This is a genomic window from Exiguobacterium sp. S3, from assembly GCF_018617295.1.
Lineage (GTDB): Bacteria > Bacillota > Bacilli > Exiguobacteriales > Exiguobacteriaceae > Exiguobacterium > Exiguobacterium profundum.
Genome location: NZ_JACSJW010000002.1, coordinates 556607 through 572850, shown reverse-complemented (window position 1 = coordinate 572850; position 16244 = coordinate 556607). Strand labels below are relative to the sequence as shown.

At 47.9% G+C, this 16244-nt stretch carries 19 protein-coding genes; 1 reads left to right on the top strand and 18 read right to left on the bottom strand.

Annotated elements, in window-relative coordinates; genetic code table 11:
* Positions 1-4 precede the first annotated feature (4 nt).
* The 18 genes from aroA to prsW form a co-directional block, all read right to left on the bottom strand.
* Complete coding sequence (gene aroA / locus KNO65_RS07890; protein ID WP_214783021.1) at positions 5-1255, bottom strand: 3-phosphoshikimate 1-carboxyvinyltransferase; 1251 nt, start codon at positions 1253-1255, stop codon at positions 5-7.
* Positions 1252-2307 (bottom strand): 3-dehydroquinate synthase, encoded by a 1056-nt coding sequence (locus tag KNO65_RS07885; protein ID WP_214783018.1) that lies wholly within the window; start codon positions 2305-2307, stop codon positions 1252-1254. Before KNO65_RS07885 ends, aroA begins: the two co-directional genes overlap by 4 nt.
* Positions 2301-3464, bottom strand: coding sequence for a chorismate synthase (aroC, locus tag KNO65_RS07880; RefSeq protein ID WP_214783015.1), 1164 nt, complete (start codon positions 3462-3464; stop codon positions 2301-2303). The genes KNO65_RS07885 and aroC overlap by 7 nt, the downstream gene beginning before the upstream one ends.
* A gap of 9 nt (positions 3465-3473) precedes the next feature.
* The gene (locus tag KNO65_RS07875; RefSeq protein WP_015881470.1) at positions 3474-4253 is read right to left on the bottom strand and encodes a CheR family methyltransferase; all 780 of its coding nucleotides are present in this window, start codon (positions 4251-4253) and stop codon (positions 3474-3476) included.
* Between the two features lie 101 nt (positions 4254-4354).
* Positions 4355-4774, bottom strand: a complete 420-nt coding sequence (gene ndk, locus KNO65_RS07870; protein ID WP_214783012.1) for a nucleoside-diphosphate kinase — start codon at positions 4772-4774, stop codon at positions 4355-4357.
* Between the two features lie 92 nt (positions 4775-4866).
* The gene (locus KNO65_RS07865) at positions 4867-5829 is read right to left on the bottom strand and encodes a polyprenyl synthetase family protein (protein ID WP_074037186.1); all 963 of its coding nucleotides are present in this window, start codon (positions 5827-5829) and stop codon (positions 4867-4869) included.
* Positions 5830-5832: 3 nt separating this feature from the next.
* Complete coding sequence (locus KNO65_RS07860; protein WP_015881467.1) at positions 5833-6534, bottom strand: demethylmenaquinone methyltransferase; 702 nt, start codon at positions 6532-6534, stop codon at positions 5833-5835.
* 20 nt (positions 6535-6554) lie between these two features.
* A complete protein-coding gene (locus tag KNO65_RS07855) occupies positions 6555-7127 on the bottom strand; it encodes a heptaprenyl diphosphate synthase component 1 (protein ID WP_214783009.1) in 573 nt (190 codons plus the stop codon).
* Positions 7128-7253: 126 nt separating this feature from the next.
* On the bottom strand, positions 7254-7526 hold the full coding sequence (locus KNO65_RS07850) for an HU family DNA-binding protein (protein ID WP_015881465.1): 273 nt from the start codon (positions 7524-7526) through the stop codon (positions 7254-7256).
* Between the two features lie 109 nt (positions 7527-7635).
* On the bottom strand, positions 7636-8346 hold the full coding sequence (locus KNO65_RS07845; RefSeq protein WP_214783006.1) for a hypothetical protein: 711 nt from the start codon (positions 8344-8346) through the stop codon (positions 7636-7638).
* Positions 8347-8351: 5 nt separating this feature from the next.
* Entirely contained in the window at positions 8352-8552 is a 201-nt protein-coding gene (locus KNO65_RS07840) for a DUF2768 domain-containing protein (protein ID WP_015881463.1), read from the bottom strand.
* A 96-nt stretch (positions 8553-8648) separates the two neighbouring features.
* On the bottom strand, positions 8649-9674 hold the full coding sequence (locus tag KNO65_RS07835; protein ID WP_196430566.1) for an NAD(P)H-dependent glycerol-3-phosphate dehydrogenase: 1026 nt from the start codon (positions 9672-9674) through the stop codon (positions 8649-8651).
* 17 nt (positions 9675-9691) lie between these two features.
* On the bottom strand, positions 9692-11002 hold the full coding sequence (gene der, locus KNO65_RS07830; protein WP_015881461.1) for a ribosome biogenesis GTPase Der: 1311 nt from the start codon (positions 11000-11002) through the stop codon (positions 9692-9694).
* A gap of 137 nt (positions 11003-11139) precedes the next feature.
* Entirely contained in the window at positions 11140-12288 is a 1149-nt protein-coding gene (gene rpsA, locus KNO65_RS07825; RefSeq protein ID WP_214783003.1) for a 30S ribosomal protein S1, read from the bottom strand.
* A gap of 154 nt (positions 12289-12442) precedes the next feature.
* Positions 12443-13066, bottom strand: coding sequence for a lysophospholipid acyltransferase family protein (locus KNO65_RS07820; RefSeq protein ID WP_159562123.1), 624 nt, complete (start codon positions 13064-13066; stop codon positions 12443-12445).
* A complete protein-coding gene (cmk, locus tag KNO65_RS07815; RefSeq protein WP_074037194.1) occupies positions 13063-13737 on the bottom strand; it encodes a (d)CMP kinase in 675 nt (224 codons plus the stop codon). The genes KNO65_RS07820 and cmk overlap by 4 nt, the downstream gene beginning before the upstream one ends.
* 74 nt (positions 13738-13811) lie before the next feature.
* Positions 13812-14477 carry a flagellar brake protein gene (locus KNO65_RS07810; protein ID WP_074037195.1) on the bottom strand — a complete coding sequence of 222 codons (666 nt, stop codon included), beginning with the start codon at positions 14475-14477 and terminating at the stop codon, positions 13812-13814.
* Positions 14478-14492: 15 nt separating this feature from the next.
* Complete coding sequence (gene prsW, locus KNO65_RS07805) at positions 14493-15149, bottom strand: glutamic-type intramembrane protease PrsW (RefSeq protein ID WP_074037196.1); 657 nt, start codon at positions 15147-15149, stop codon at positions 14493-14495.
* A gap of 107 nt (positions 15150-15256) precedes the next feature.
* Between prsW and KNO65_RS07800 the strand changes: the two genes are divergently transcribed.
* Positions 15257-16228 (top strand): asparaginase, encoded by a 972-nt coding sequence (locus KNO65_RS07800; protein ID WP_214783000.1) that lies wholly within the window; start codon positions 15257-15259, stop codon positions 16226-16228.
* Positions 16229-16244: the final 16 nt, after the last annotated feature.

Sequence of the window (16244 nt, the reverse complement as noted above, 5' to 3'; positions counted from 1 at the left end):
GTCGTTATTCTATCTTACGTTGAACCCGTTGTAAATCTTCACGGAATCGAGGATAACTGACATCGGATGCCTCGATCCCCTCGATGTGAACGACTTCATCGGTCATGAGTGACGCAATCTGTAACATCATGGACAAGCGATGGTCTCCGTAAGTCGAGACATCTCCTCCATGAAGGCGACTCGGATTGACGATGAATCCGTCCTCAGTGCCGACGATGTCCACACCTAACTTCCGTAGTTCCGAGACGACCACGTCAATCCGGTCAGTTTCTTTCACGCGCAGTTCCGCTGCGTCTTTCACGATGGACGGTGAATTCGCTTGAGAGGCGACGAGTGCGAACAGTGGTAATTCATCAATCTGTGAAGGAATGAAATCCTTTTCGACGACTGTGCCGGTTAGCTCACTCGTCGTGACCGTGACGTCTCCGACTCGTTCTTCACCGACCAATCGTTCGTTCGAAATGACGACATTCGCACCCATCCGTTCGAGCGTACGTAAAAATCCAATCCGTGTCTCATTCAAACAGACGTCCGTCGTCATAACTGAACTGTCTGCCACCATGGCCGCCCCTGCCCAGAAAAACGCAGCCGATGACGGGTCTGCCGGTACGTCGACCGTACATCCTGTCAATGACGAGGGTTCGACACGGATGACGCGTAACCCTTCCTCGTTTACAATCGATAGCTTCGCACCAAACAGGGGCAACATGCGCTCGGTATGGTCACGTGACAACATCGGTTCTCGAACAATCGTTGTACCCGAGGCATGTAAGCCCGCGAGCAGGACGGCCGACTTCACTTGGGCGCTTGCGACCGGTAACGTATAGTCAATGGATCGAAGCGTCGTTCCTTCGATGACGAGGGGTGCCATATCCCCTGTCACGTGTGCGCCCATGTTTCGTAAAGGCTCAGTAACGCGTCGCATCGGACGCCGGGATAACGATTCATCGCCTACGAGTTCAAACGACCCATTATAGCTGGACAAGAGACCGATCAGTAGGCGCATCGTCGTACCTGAATTCCCACAGTCTAGACGTGCCGAGCGCGGAGACGCAGTCCCCTTAATGACTAGTTCGTCTTGCAGTTCTGTCACGTCGGCTCCAAGTGATCGAATCACCTCGAGCGTCGAACGACAATCGGCACCGAGGAGTGGATTCCGCACGTGCGTCGTCCCGTTCGCCATCATCCCGAATAACAGTGCCCGATGTGTGATGGATTTATCACTCGGTACACGGATAGAACCGTTTAAACTCATCGTTCCCACCATCCTTTCATCTGTTCAAACGTATGTCGAAGATGTTCGAGCTGTACCGACTCCACAGTGATCGTTTCACGAAGTAACACAAAACGAATTACACCATGTCGGTTCTTTTTATCCAGCATCATTTTTTCCACGTAGTGGTCGAATGGTTGCCAATCGATTGGCGTGACGTCGTTCGAACGCATCCAATTGAACAATCGCTTCGCTCGAACTTCATCTCCTGACACGAGGAAAGCGAACACCATCCCATGTAAAACCGCTTCCCCATGTGGGATACGATAGGCTTCCACCGATTCAAGGGCATGACCGAACGTATGCCCGAAGTTAAGCCAAGCACGAATGCCTTGTTCTCGCTCGTCCGTCTCGACAATGGTTTGTTTCACTCGAATCCCACGGGCAAGCCACGACACCCAATCCAACGGTTCGTTCTCGTTCAAGTCTAAAAACAAGTCGTCCTCGAAAGAAGATTCGAGGACGTAACGTGATAAGTACGCATGTTTCAATAACTCACCGAGACCGCTTCGCACTTCCTGGACGGGCAAGGTATTCAGTCGACTGACGTTGTAATAGACGCCTGACGGTTGATAGAATGAACCGATTGCATTTTTCGCAAAGGGGTGATTGACTGCCACTTTGCCTCCGACAGCCGAATCGTGAGCCAAAATCGTCGTTGGCACTTGTATGTATGGAACGCCTCGCATGTAGACACTTGCTAAAAAGCCAGCCAAGTCGCCAATCATCCCACCACCAAAGGCGACAATCAACGTCTGGCGGTCACATCCATGGCGCAATCCTTCTGCGACAAGCTGCTCGAGCTGAGATAGCGATTTCGACGCATCACCCGCTTCGACGACGGACGAGACGACGTGAGGATGGGTCAGATTCAACGTAGAACGGAACGACTCTCCGTAAAGAGACTCGACATGTTTATCCGTAACGACCCATAGCATCGAATAACTGGACCAATCAACTGAATCGATCCAACGATCCTGATTGTCCAAGACGACTTCGTATGGGGTCGATGCTGAGATTGAAATCGTTACCATACTCGCAACTCCTCCCGATACTCATCGACCCGATGTTTGATTCGTTCCATCGTGTCGTGCCCGAACGTCTCACAAACTTCCTTCGCGACTTCAAATGCGATGACTGCCTCAACGACGAGGGAAGCGGCAGGCACAGCGCACGAGTCACTCCGCTCGATTTGAGCTAAAAACGCCTCTTTCGTATCGATATCGACCGATTGTAAGGGTTTATAGAGCGTAGGAATGGGTTTCATGACGGCTGAACAAAGGATTGGCATCCCCGTAGTCATGCCCCCCTCAAATCCACCGAGATGGTTACTGAGTCGCGTATACCCATCATCCCCGTATGCGATCGGGTCCATCACTTCAGAACCCGGACGATACGCCATTTCAAACCCTTCACCGAATTCAACACCTTTAAATGCGTTGACACTCATGACCGCTTGTGCGATTTTCGCATCCAGTTTACGGTCGTACTGCACATACGAGCCAAGTCCCGGTACAACACCATGTACTTCTGTACACACGATTCCACCAATCGAGTCTCCATTTGCCTTGGCCTCATCGATTCGACGCATCATCCGCAACGCGGCCTCTTCATCTAACGTACGTACCGGTGAGGCATCAACGACCGCTTGTGCTTCTTGAAGCGAATCAAATGTGCACGACTCCGCCCGTTCCCCACCAATCACTTTGACATAACTAAAGAGGGATACCCCGATTTGTTGAAGGAGTTGCTTACAGAAAGCCCCGACCGCTACACGAGCCGCTGTTTCTCGTGCGCTTGAGCGCTCCAATACGTCACGTAAGTCTCGATGGTCGTATTTCATCCCACCGACCAGGTCAGCATGTCCAGGTCTCGGTCGAGAGACGCGGCGTTTCACTTCGATATCGCTCTCAATCGGTTCAGCCTGCATGACGTGTTTCCAATGCGTATGGTCTTTATTCTCAATCCAAAATGTGATGGGTGCACCTGTGGTCACGCCATGCCGTATGCCCGAGCGAACTTCTACCTGGTCGGACTCGATTTGCATGCGGCGCCCTCTACCGTAACCCGATTGACGTTTTTTTAACTCTGCATTGATTTGCGCAATATCGATCGCGAGTCCGGCTGGGGCCCCTTCAATGATGACCGTCAGACCGGGACCATGTGATTCACCAGCTGTCAAATAACGCATCCGATCACCTCACCCATCTATTTTTTCATAAAAGAAACTTTGCTTCATTGCATAGCCGTAACGTTTCGGTTGGAAAATTTGTTCCGTTCCACCGACAAATAGCATCCCACCTGGACGTAACGCCCGTTGGAACGACGTATATACCTTCTCTTTCGCCTCTTCAGTGAAGTAAATCAAGACATTTCGACAGACGATCAAATCAAAATTGCGTTCGTACACATCCGCTAACAAGTTATGCTTCTTAAATGTCACGAGTTGCTTGATCTCATCTGAAATATAATAGTCGTCGCCACGACGGGTAAAGTAGCGCTTCTGAAACTCTTCCGGCAAATCGATGAGCGCCCGTTCATGGTACTTTCCTTGCTTCGCTTTTTCGATGACGACATCATCTAAGTCCGTAGCCATAATTGAAAATTGAGATGGGGCAAGATGTTTCGACAACAACATGGCAAGTGAGTATGGCTCTTCTCCGGTTGAACAGGCAGCACTCCATACGCGAAGTTTCCCTTGACTCGAGCGAATCAGATGCGGGAGGATATCCTCTTCAAGCTGTTGCCAACGAATCGGGTTGCGATAAAATTCACTCACATTGATTGTCATCCGGTCGAGAAACTCTTCATAAAGTTGACGATCTGTATCCATCGCCTTCAAATACTCCAAAAACGATGCATACCCCTTCTTTTCGCGTAGTGCGACCATACGGCGCTTCATCTGCGCCTCTTTATATAAGTTCAAGTCAATACCCGACTTGATATAAAACTTTTTTACAAAGATGGCATAATCATTCATCACCAATTTCAACCTCAATTCTTTCTCATTTCCGCATTCTTGTGACCTCAGGCGATTCAAAGGGAATCAAAAAGGGACAGGTTTCCCCGTCCCTCGAAAAGTCATGAAACGTGTGAAGCCACTTCAGCGAACCAAAGTGAGAGTTCACGTTCCGCGCTATCCACACTATCAGAACCATGAATCACGTTTTGTGACATCGTCGATGCAAAATCACCGCGAATGGTTCCTGGTTGAGCATCCAACGGTTTCGTCTTCCCGATCATTAAACGAGAGACGGCCACGATGTCTTCCCCTTCCCATTCCATCGCAACGACAGGACCAGAAGTCAAAAACTCGACCAATTCACCAAAGAACGGCTTTTCTTTATGCTCTGCGTAGTGTGCCTCTGCGACCTCAACTGACGGTGTCACCATTTCGAGACGGTTCAACGTATATCCTTTGTTTTCGAAGCGTGAGATGATTTCCCCAATCAATCCACGTTTTACCCCATCAGGTTTAACCATTAAAAATGTCTTTTCCATTCCCCAAATCCCCCTAAGTCTATAAATGTGTACGTTGTACGTATTTAGTGTACACGGTCCAACACATTTTTGAAAGGGGTTACATGGGGCATTTACCATTTGCGTTTCCCAATATATTGCGCAATTTCAATTAACGACCGCTTGTCTGGAACATCCGGCAACCCGTCTAGTCGGCGGATGGCACGGTTGACGTAACGATCAATCGTCCGTTGACTGCGTTCTAACGTTCCGTTTCGTTGCACTTCCCGGACGAGAGATTTCGTCACTTCCGTATCCGTCGAGGCGTTCACTTGACGGAGGCGTTCATAAAAATCGGAATCCTCAGATGAATATAGGAGCGGTAACGTTTTATGACCGTGCTTCAAATCTTCCCCGACCGGTTTACCGAGCTGAAAACTCTTAGCGGTAAAATCAAGCAAGTCATCCGTCATTTGAAAAGCCATACCGATGTCATATCCAAACAGACTTAATTGCCTCACGATTTGTGGAGACGCTCCAGAGATGACAGCTCCTGCCGCACAACTCGTTTCAATCAACAGAGCGGTCTTTCGCGCAATCCGATCTAAATAGCGCTTCGGTGATTGCCCCCACTCAAATTGATCTTGGATTTGATTGATTTCACCGACACAGATTCGTTCCATCGTATCTGCCATGATGCGCATCACTTCTGGTGAATCAATTTCGGATACGAGACGAATCGCTTCTCCGAATAACGTATTCCCTGTATACATCGCTACTGTTTCATCATATCGTTCCATCACGGTTGGTTTGCCACGACGGAGCATCGCGTCATCGATGACATCGTCATGGACGAGTGATGCCATATGAATCAACTCAAGACTTGAGGCAACTTTCGTCAAACGGATATCTTTTGTCTCACCAAACCCGGCGCTCAGTAAGACGAAGGCGGGTCGGATGCGCTTGCCACCGGCATCGAGTAATTGGCGCGATGCCGATTCAATGACAGGGTGGTCCGTCCTGACTCGAGTAGATAAGAATTGATCGATTTGATCAATCTCTCGGTTCATATGACGATAAAGTCGCTTCAAAGACATGGTTCACCACTTCTTTCCTAGATGCATGGCACATGCACCTCCGGAGAATGTCTTCACTTCGACTTGTTCAAACCCGGCATCTTCGAACATCCGCTTGAGAGTCAAACGGTCTGGGAACTGATCGGTCGACTCCTGCAACCACTTATACTGATCGTATGAACCGGCAAATACCTTACCGAAAAGCGGCATGACCGTTCCAAAGTAAAAACGGTACAACTCTTTAAAAAGCGGTGCTGTCGGTTGGCTCGTTTCGAGACAAACGACTGTTCCACCTGGTTTCAAGACGCGGTGCATTTCACGCAAGACCGTCATGTAGTCTGGAACGTTTCGGAGTCCAAATCCGATTGTGACATAGTCAAAGGAGTTGTCACCAAACGGAAGAGCCATCGCATTTCCATGAAGCAATTCGATGTTCGGCCAAGATTTGACCTTTTCCTCTCCCACTTTTAACATGTTCTCTGAAAAATCGAGTCCTTTCACAACACCCGTGTTTCCAGCAGCATCTGCCAATTGAATCGTCCAGTCAGCCGTCCCGCAACAAACGTCTAAACATTTAGCCCCCGGAAAGACGTTCATTTTTTTCATCGTTGTCCGTCGCCACCATTTATGAAGTCGGAAGCTGATAATCGAGTTCATCGTATCGTAGCTCGGAGAAATGGACTGAAATACTTCGTATACTTTTTGCTCTTTTTCTATCGGTTGCAACGCGTAACATCCTTTCCGTTCTAAGCGACCGCATGCGCGAGCAACGTCGTGAGTTGCTCTTTTTGGTCTTGTCTAAGCGCTGTCGCTTTCATTTCAATCATTCGTTTCCCGCTCGTTGTCAAATAAGGTTGTTCAATCAGTTCGGAAAGTGTTTGAATCAATCCGACGTTCGCTTCGAGCCAAACGTTCATTGAAACGTTCTTCTCAAGCAATAAGGTGCACTTCGCCGCATTGACCCGCTGTACAGACTGACCGAATCGATCACTGTATGATGATGGAAAGTCCGTCAAGATTTTATAAAACTGAGCCGATGCAAAGTCCCCGGCGAGCACTTTTAATTGGCGTGCCAAAGACCCCTTCGGGCTGCTGTTTACTTGGTCGTGTAAATCAAGCGCTTGATGTGCGAAATAGGTTGCCATCACGAGTTGTCGATGCTCAATCGATTCCAAATCAATCATCTCGACCATCCAACGAAGCAATAACATGTCGACGGCTGGTACAACCTCGTGTTTCGTCAAATAGGGATGATTCATACGTGTTTCGATTTGACGAGCAAGGTCGGTGACAACGAACTCATTTGTCAACTGTTCCATGCTATCCCCCCTCGTCCACTTCATTGTCATTCTGACATAGTATAGCACATTTTTGTCACATTCACGTCATTCGAACTCGTAAACCCAACAAAAAAAGCCGCCTTTCGGCGACTTATGTATTGCAGATTACTTGACCGCATCTTTGAGCGCTTTACCTGCTTTGAATGCAGGAACTTTGCTCGCTGGGATTTCGATATCTTCTTTTGTACGTGGGTTACGACCTTTACGGGCAGCACGCTCACGAACTTCAAAAGTACCAAAACCGATCAATTGAATTTTCTCACCGTTTTGGAGTGCTTCAGTGATTGATTCAAACGTAGCTTCTACGATTTTCGTTGCTTCTTTTTTAGAAACATCGGCTTTCTCAGTAACAGCTTGGATCAATTCAGTTTTGTTCATCACGATTCACCTCCTCTCACAGGGAGTTTACGGGATTAATCATATCGTACAAACGTTGATATGACAACATTTTTTGCATGATTTCGCGACATTCACTATCAAAACAGGTTCAGTTGTTTAAAAAAACGACTTCTCCTCGTTCATCAATTGTGTATCCTTGCGAATAAGCTGGGGCGAATGGAGCATCTTTATAGAGCAAATAACGAATATCTTCGCCAATTTCTGGTGACTCATCCGTCTTTTGAAGCGCTTCCTTCACATCTTCGCGATAGTCTACAAACAGTTGTCCCGTGCCATCCACGTAGATCGGAAGTTCACGATCCGAATAAGGACTTGGAATGAACGGCTCTTCTGTGACAAAGATTTTATCATAATCGAGCGTGAACTGATTCTTACCTAATGATCCGTCAAATGGGAACTTGCCTTCTTTTGCCCGAAATGCGTTGATATTCGTTTGAAGTTGTTGCAACCGCTCAGACACACGCAAGTCGATCAGCTTTACGGTCGGTTCCGTCTCGACATCGACGAGGATATATTGGAACAACCCGCCACCTTCGAAACTATTCGCCGGTGGGTCCGCTAAATAGCCAGGCACGAGACGAGCGAATTCAACTGGGTAACGCTCCATGAGAGGCGTTTCTGCTGGTTTCGTTTTGATTGGCAATACCCCAGATTGCTCACGATAGGCATCGACCGCACTTTGTACCGTATTCAATTGATCTTCGTACGGGATATTGTTGGCCCGCTCTGATTCAGGAAACATACACCCTGCTAACAGTGTCGTCAAAACCAGACTGATAGCGACAATCTTTTTTTTCATCACGTTTATCCTCCAGTCGGTCCTGAGACGACGACAAAAATCATGATTACAGTCCCAAATAAGAAAATGATGAAAGCAATCAGTCTGACGAGCGTGGCGAACCAACCGCTCAGTTTCGTATGACTGAGTGCGACCATTAATGCAGCGATGGCGAAAGCTCCGATCCCTGCGAATGATATCCACATTTTGATGAGTGACGGTGTCACGTCTATCCCCCTACTTTCTCTATGTTCTCCAGACTTCAAGTTTAGCAAAAAAAAGCGAGGAACTGAACGAAAACGTCAGCTCCTCTCTCAATCTGTCTATTCTTCAAAATGAAAAACTTGTTCCATCTCGTGTTTTTGCGGGCGTCTCATCAATTTTTTCACTTCATCATGAGGACTCTTCCCTTCAAACAACACGTTATAGAGAGCCTCTGTGATCGGCATCTCCACACCCGCTTCTTTGGCGAGGGAATGGGCTGCTTCACAGGCACGGACGCCTTCGACGACCATTCCCATGTTCCCGAGAACGTCTTCTAATTTTTCACCACGACCGATGGCGTTACCAGCTCGCCAGTTACGGCTATGTTGTGACGTCGCCGTCACAATCAAGTCTCCGATCCCTGTCAATCCTGAGAACGAGGCAGGGTTCGCTCCAAGCTTCACGCCAAGTCGAGCAATTTCGACAATCCCACGAGTCATGAGGGCAGCTTTCGCGTTGTCCCCATAACCAAGCCCATCCGTCATACCCGCCGCTAGGGCGATGATATTTTTCAGTGCTCCACCGTACTCGGCTCCAACGACATCAGAATTCAAGTACACGCGGAACTGATCGTTTGTGAGGAGCTCCTGCACTTCATCCGCGACATCAAGGTCGGCACATGCGATTGTGATGGTCGTCGGTTTACGGACCGCAACCTCTTCAGCATGAGTTGGTCCAGTTAATACACCGATTGCCCGACGCTTAGAAGGATCGATTTCTTCGGCGATGATTTCTGAAAGGCGCTTATGCGTTTTTGGTTCGATCCCCTTTGCGGCATGAACGATGGTGACAGGTTCCGTCAACAATGTGTTCAATTCCTTTGAGACAGGACGAATCGCCGAACTCGGGACGACGAGAAAGACGATACTTCGACCATCTAACGCTTCTTTCAAGTTCGTCGTCGCACGAATTGATTCAGGTAATGGCGCGTCTTTCAAATAAAACGAGTTCGTATGTGACGAATTGATTTCATCCACATGTTCTTGTTCACGTCCATAGAGCAGGACATCATGGCCATTATCCGCTAACACGAGCGAGATGGCCGTTCCCCAGCTCCCCGCTCCGATGACAGCTACGTTTGCCATAAGTGGCACCCCCGTTATTAGTTTTTCTGACGAGCCACGATGTGAATCGGTGTCCCGGTGAAGTCAAATGCTTTACGGATTTGATTCTCTAAATAACGTTTATACGAAAAATGCAACAACTCAGGATCGTTGACAAACAAGACGAACGTCGGCGGCTCGATGGCCACTTGAGTTGCGTAGTTGATCTTCAATCGTTGTCCTTTATCCGTCGGTGTCGGGTTCATCGCGACTGCATCGACGATGACATCGTTCAATACGCTCGTCGAGATACGACGGCGATGTGTTTCTGCCACTTGTTTGATGACAGGCAACAATGTCTGCAAGCGTTTTGACGTGAGCGCTGATAAGAAGACAACCGGCGCATAGTCGAGGAATAAGAATTCTTGACGAATCTTCTCTTCCATCTTCTTCATCGTCTTATCATCTTTTTCGACGGCATCCCATTTATTGACGACGATGACAATCGCCTTCCCGGCTTCATGCGCGAGACCTGCGACACGCTTGTCCTGCTCGATGATTCCTTCTTCCCCGTCGAGGACGACGAGAACCACGTTCGAGCGTTCAATCGCCTTTTGTGCGCGCATGACACTATAACGCTCTGTCGATTCATATACTTTTCCGCGTTTACGCATACCTGCCGTATCGATGATGACGTACTCTTGTCCGTCACGTGTGAACGGTGTATCAATCGCATCGCGAGTCGTACCTGCAATGTTTGAAACGATGACACGCTCTTCACCGAGGATTGAGTTCGTCAAGCTTGATTTCCCTACGTTCGGGCGACCGATCAATGAGAACTGAATCACGTCTTCGTTGTATTCGTACTCGTCTTTTTCTGGAGCGAGTTCAAATACTTGGTCTAACAAGTCACCGAGTCCTAACCCGTGCGTACCCGAAATCGGGAACGGATCTCCGAATCCGAGGGAATAAAACTCATACATGAGATCTCGCATTTCAAAGTTATCGACTTTGTTGACGGCTAGAACGATCGGTTTATTCGAACGGAACAACAAGTTCGCAACCTCTTCATCAGCCGCCGTGATCCCTTCACGTCCATTCACCATGAAGATGATGACGTCTGCTTCATCGATGGCGAGTTCCGCCTGATGACGCATTTGAACGAGCAACGGCTCGTCCCCTACTTCGATCCCACCTGTATCGATTAAATGGAACTTACGGTTGAGCCACTCTCCTGTTCCGTAAATACGGTCACGTGTGACACCCGGTTTATCATCGACGATCGAGACACGATCACCGATGATACGGTTAAAAATTGTGGATTTTCCGATATTCGGACGGCCAACGATGGCCACTACTGGAATTCCCATAACAACACCTCACTAACTTTCTATCAAAATTTCATCATTTCATCATTTCGAAACGCAACTTACCTATCATATCACAGGCAAAATTAAGTGACCATACAAAAAGAAGCGGGAGCATGACTCCCGCTTGAACGATCATCTTATTTAGAGTCGTCCGAAGAATCATCACCTGTCAATTCCGAGACAGAGAATCCTCCTTGGTCGCTATATTCATCAAGTAACGCTTGATCATCATCTTGACGAGTCGGTTCAGATGATTCGAGCGCACGCATCGACAATGAGATTTTCTTATCATCGAGATGAACATCTATCACCTTCACCTTCACTTCTTGGCCTTCTGACAAGACTTCAGACGGCGTCGCGATGTGACGGTTCGCAATTTGCGAGATGTGAAGCAGACCTTCCACTTGTGGTGCGACTTCGACAAACGCACCGAACGTCACGAGACGTTTGACAGTTCCTTCGATGACATCTCCCGGCTGGATCTTCCCTTCGATGGTTTCCCACGGACCAGGTTGTGTCTCTTTAATGGAAAGTTTCACTTTTTCATTATCTAAGTCGAGCCCGAGCACTTTCACTTTCACGCGGTCGCCTTCAGTTACGACGTCGCTCGGCTTCTCGACGCGGCTATGTGCCATTTCCGAGATGTGAACGAGACCGTCCACGCCACCGATATCGACGAACGCCCCAAAATCAGTTAATCGTTGGACTGTTCCTTCGATTATTTGTCCGACTTCAAGCGATTCGAGCGTTTCTGATTTCTTCGCGCTCATCTCTTCTTCGACAACTGCTTTATGTGACAAGATGACGCGATTTTTTTCGCGGTCAATCTCGACGACTTTTACGGTAATTGGGTTATTCAAGTATGACGAGAAGTCTTCGACGAAGTGACTTTCGACAAGGGATGCAGGGATAAATCCACGGATTCCAATATCGACGACAAGACCACCTTTGACCTTATCTTTCACCATCACTTCAAACACTTCACCTGATTCGAATTTTTCAACGATGCGATCCCATGCTGCTTCGGCATCGACGTCTTTTTTCGAAACGACTACTTCTTCGTCCGTGACCTTTTTCACTTTGACACGAATCTCGTCGTTCACTTGGAGTGATTCGTTTAAATCGTCTAGATGCATGCTTGATACTTCGCTAATTGGCAAAATCGCTTCGGTTTTATAACCGATATCGATCAGCGCTTGCTTATCCTCGATTTTGACGACTGTTCCGGTCACAATTTGACCACGATTAATTTCAAAATCAGGCATATCTTTCATTTCTTCGACCATTCCAACACTACCCCCTCACGATGAGTACAAAAAGGAGCGCCAAAGGCGCTTACACCTAGTATAAATCTCTTATAATTCCGAGAATTTGTCAAGGCGTTATGAAGATTGTACCTCTATTGAAAGAAGTTTAAACCTCAATTCCACAATCCGTTTTTTACTTCGTGAACGAGTGCTTCAAGTAGAGTTCGGAAATCGTATCCATGATCAAGTCGGCCGCTTCTTGCGCACTCGCCTTACGTGCTTTCAATTCTGACAAGTCGATCGGCTTCCCGATAACGACACGGAGTTTTGCGCGAAACTTATACTTGCCAATGATGGCAATCGGTAAAATATGTGCATCCGAACGCATCGCAAAAAAACCGACACCGGCTTGCGCCTTTCCAAGCGTACCGTCTTTTGAACGCGTTCCTTCCGGAAAGATAGAGATGACTTCATCCTCTTTCAACTTTTGAAGCACGACACGAAGCGCTTGTCGGTCACCTTCCCCACGAGATACTGGAATCTGACCTGCACGCTTCAAAATATGCTTCAGTACCGGGACACTAAAAAGTTCTTTCTTCGCAAAAAATCGGAGCGGACGCTGCTTTGGAATCGCACATGCGAGAAGCACCGGGTCCCAATTTGACTGATGGTTCGAACAGACAAGGATCGACCCGTCCATCGGAACATTCTCCCGACCGATGAATTCGACCTGAAACGAGAAGCGTTGAATGACGTTCACGACGCCTCTCGCCAATCGATACATGCCGAACGGTCCATTGTTTAATGGCTTGCTCATGCTTTCACCTCTTCAATTAATCGTTCAATTGCTTGAACCACTCCGTCAATGGACAACGTCGTCGTATCGAGGAAATGGGCATCTTCAGCTTGACGGAGAGGTGCCACTTCACGCTCAGAATCGCGTTTGTCACGAAGCGCAATCTCTTCGATCAGTTGTTCATAGTCGCTCGGGATGCCTTTCGAGATATTTTCTTCATGGCGACGACGGGCACGTTCTTCGACCGAAGCGGTCATAAACACTTTTAAATCGGCATTCGGCAAGACATGTGTTCCGATATCGCGGCCGTCCATGACGACACCGCCTTCTTTAGCCAAATCACGTTGAAGATCCATCAAGGCATCACGCACTTCAGGTTGACGTGCGACGAAACTGACGTTATTCGTCACTTCACTCGAGCGAATGACAGACGTCACTTCTTCCTCACCGTCAAATACGCGTTGTCCCTCTTCCGATGGGACGAGTCTTAATGACATGTCCTCGATCATCTGAGCAAGTGCTGGTCCATCTTCGAGCGCAATCCCTTCGTTCAAGGCGCGATACGTTACCGCCCGATAGATTGCACCTGTATCGATGTACACATACCCTAATTGTTTCGCAAGCGACTTGGCAATCGTACTTTTCCCAGCACCCGCCGGTCCGTCTAAAGCAATTTGTAATGATTTTTTCATACAAAACGGGTATCGAGTGTTCCCGATACCCTCCTCCTCTCGGTCAATAATCCCGAGAACATCATAACAGTTTTTTATCTTGAAGAAAATACAGACCCTGTCCGCTTTCGCGCTTCAAGCTGAACACGGAAGCAGTATCGTAAAATCGTCTCTTGGTCACGAGGGGTCAAATCTTCAAATGCCAGAGACAGTTCTTCTTTCACTTCCTGTTTATGTATGCGCACAAGACGGCTCTTAAGACGGAAGTTCTGGGGCGAGCCATGCTCATCCTCAATTCGAAACACGACAATCAGGGACTCATCTACTTCGATTGGAGCGCGGTTGGCGATGATTTTCATCCCCCCAGCAGATATGTCAAGAGATGTTGTTTCGAACGATTCGAAACTTTCCTCATCGGTTGCAAGAACGGTCACGTCAATCATTTCTGGAACACGTAAATATTCACGACGCTGAATCCGTTTGATTTTTTTCTCATCTGGCAAATTGAACGCATAGCGTAATGTCATTTGGGCATCGCTGATTCGCTTCACGACTTTCGTGTCGAATGCGAACAGCTGATTGTCTCCTTGGAAGAAAAAGACCCGCATGGCCTCCTCTTCATGTAAAAAAAATGTTTTGAGCGTCATCATGTCACTCGGCGACTCAATCCATACGACTTGATCGGTTATGGCTGCAATTTTCGTTTTCCCCTCTGCACGCCCTTCCACTTCGATTCTCAGTTCTTGACCTTCTTTTAACATACTGATTCTTCCCCTTTATTTAAATTGTCGACGATTGGACAAGTTTGCCGCTCGCACGAGTAAAAGTGCCACGGTCCATAAAATGACGATATAAAGCACGGCAGGAAGCTTTTGATTCGGTTCGAGTATCAAAATCAAATCAAACGTTCCGTGGATGACCGTCGCAGAAAAGATTGCCATGAACAGCCAGAGCCGTTCTCGAATCGAATGCTTCGCTCGTCCTAAGCAGTACCCCATCACGACCGCGAACAAAGCGTGCCCGCTCACAGGCAGGATTGCTCGCCAAATCGCAATTTCTAATGAATCGTACACCCATAAGTATAAAAAATTCTCTAAAGTCGCAAAGCCTAATGAGCAGGCGACCGCATAGAGAATCCCGTCGTAGTAATCATCAAAGACTTTATGTATATATATTGTATAATAAATCATAAACCATTTAAAAAACTCTTCAAGCAGGGCAGTGGCGACATACGCCTGCCAAAACGGTCCAGTAAGCACTCCCTCTTCAACGAACGCATATTGGATAAACATGATCGGGAACACGAGAACGGCTCCGGCCACGAAAGAACGAATCACATATCCGAGCGGTTCTGCCTCCAACTCATGGCGTAGATAGAAGTAGGAAAGAAGGGCGAGCCCAGGTGCAACCGCAGACAAGGCGATTGCGATCATGATGCATCTCTCCTTTCTCTCCCTAGCATACACTGAATTGTCTGAAAGAAAAAGTAGAGAACGCCTAGAAAATGGAAATCTTCATAAAAATAATTAGGAGGACACTTATGAATCATTTATTACTGATCCACACCGGCGGTACTATCGCCATGTCACAATCCGGCACAGGACACGTCGAACCGAGCGATGTCAATCCAATCGACGCCACTCTTCCGAAAGCGACGGATATTGCTCACATTACAACAAAGCACTTTTCAAATATCCCGTCACCTCACATGACTCCAGAGAAGATGCTTGAATTGGCACAGTTCATCCAACGTGAACTGACACAAGACATGTATGACGGAGTCGTCATCACGCACGGTACAGATACATTAGAAGAGACGGCTTACTTCTTACAAATCACGCTCGGTGCGCCTGTCCCAATCGTGTTGACAGGAGCGATGCGGTCCTCGAACGAGGTCGGTTCGGACGGAGAATTTAATTTGATCACAGCGCTTCGCGTCGCAAAAAGCGAAGCGGCTCGTGGAAAAGGCGTGCTTGTCGTTTTCAACGGTGAGATTCATTCGGCATTCAACGTGACCAAAACGCACACGTCTTCAGTCGACACATTCAAGTCTGTGCACTTCGGTAACGTGGGTATGGTCACAAAGGACCATGTACTCATCTATAGTCAACCAGCAACGAGACAACCGAAAATGATTCCGTCCATCTCAAAACGTGTAGCCGTGTTGAAAGTCGTCGCAGGAATGGAACCAGATTTACTTGAATCTGTAATCACGCTTGGGTACGACGGACTCGTCCTTGAAGTGTTAGGGCAAGGAAACGTTCCGCCGACCCTCTTGTCCGCACTAGAACATTTAGTCAAAGAGATTCCCGTCGTGATTGTCAGCCGTTGCTTCAACGGAATCGTTCAAGATGTTTACGGTTACGACGGGGGTGGCAAACAACTGAAAGAGATGGGTGTCATTTTTTCAAACGGATTGAATTCACAAAAAGCTCGTTTACGACTCCTCGTCGAACTCGAGTCCGGCTCATCCCAGTCAGTCATGGAACATAGCTTTAGCTTCCAGCAATAACCTTGCGCAACTGCGC